Source organism: Microcystis sp. M53598_WE2, from assembly GCF_030067735.1.
Taxonomy (GTDB): Bacteria; Cyanobacteriota; Cyanobacteriia; order Cyanobacteriales; family Microcystaceae; genus Microcystis; species Microcystis aeruginosa.
Window position 1 is genome coordinate 1 of sequence record NZ_JASJFE010001077.1, and the last position, 1,120, is coordinate 1,120.

Annotated in this window: 1 protein-coding gene, 1 tRNA gene and 1 pseudogene; all 3 read right to left on the reverse strand. The window is 41.1% G+C overall.

The genetic code is table 11. The features are described 5' to 3' along the window. Position 1 precedes the first annotated feature (1 nt). A tRNA-Ser gene (locus PX636_RS21905) sits at positions 2-93 on the reverse strand. A 61-nt stretch (positions 94-154) separates the two neighbouring features. Next, positions 155-862, reverse strand: coding sequence for a DevA family ABC transporter ATP-binding protein (locus tag PX636_RS21910; RefSeq protein ID WP_002798835.1), 708 nt, complete (start codon positions 860-862; stop codon positions 155-157). A gap of 20 nt (positions 863-882) precedes the next feature. Then, positions 883-1,120, reverse strand: a pseudogene (locus tag PX636_RS21915) (ABC transporter); the annotation flags it as partial.

Consider the following 1,120-nt stretch of genomic DNA (forward strand, 5'->3'; position numbering starts at 1 on the left):
ACGGAGAGGGAGGGATTCGAACCCTCGGTACGGTCTTACGATTCGTACAACAGATTAGCAATCTGCCGCATTCGACCACTCTGCCACCTCTCCAAGATGACATTACTTTAGTCTAACATGAAAGGCCGATTTTTGGCAAGTAATTTTTGGGCAGTTAATCCCCTAAACGACCATCCTCCATATTGACAATGCGATCGGCGATGTCGAAAATCCGGTTATCGTGGGTGACAAGTAAAATCGTGCAACCTTGTTCTTTTGCCAATTTCTGCATGATTTCCACCACATTGCGCCCGGATTGTTTATCTAAGGCCGCAGTCGGTTCATCAGCGAGGACTAATTTGGGATGACTGACGAGAGCGCGAGCGATCGCTACTCGTTGTTTCTGTCCCCCAGACAAATTTTCTGGGTAATAATCGACTCGGTTTCCTAAGCCAACTGTTTCTAAGATCGCTTGTGCTTTGGCGTCTAAATCTTCATGAAGAAATTCTTCATGAAGTTCCAGAGATAAGCGAACATTTTGTTTAGCAGTCAGAAAACTCATTAAATTATGTGCTTGAAAAATATAGCCAAGTTGCTTACGAAGCTGGGTTAATTGGTTTTTGCTTGCTCCATATATTTGTTGTCCCAAAATTTTGAGACTCCCTTCTTGAGCGGAACGTAACCCCCCCATCAGAGTTAGTAGGGTAGTTTTGCCGGAGCCGGAAGGACCGGTTAAGATGACAATTTCTCCTAGATTAATATTAAGAGTAATATCAAATAATACCTGTTTACGCAGTTTTCCTTCGCCAAAATAGTGGTTAAGAGAATTGATAGATATAACAGGTTCTAATGAAGTTACAGATTCAATTTGCAGCATTTCCATAGTTGTAACTATCCTCGAAACTAAAAAATATCAGCCGGGTCAGCAGAACGCAGTTTATTCATGGCGATCACCCCAGAAACAGCACACATAGTAATTGTCAATATTAATACCATGACAGCACGACTAACCTTCATCATAATTGGTAATTGAGTAGCACTATAACCAAGTTGATACAGTCCGATCGAAAAGAAAAAACCTGGAATATAACCTAAAATAGCTAATAATAATGAAGCCTGTATTAAGACACCGAGTAAGTAG

Excerpts from the sequence above, each read along its gene's own strand:
- PX636_RS21910 (WP_002798835.1), bottom strand. The coding sequence starts at position 862 with ATGGAAATGCTGCAAATTGAATCTGTAACTTCATTAGAACCTGTTATA.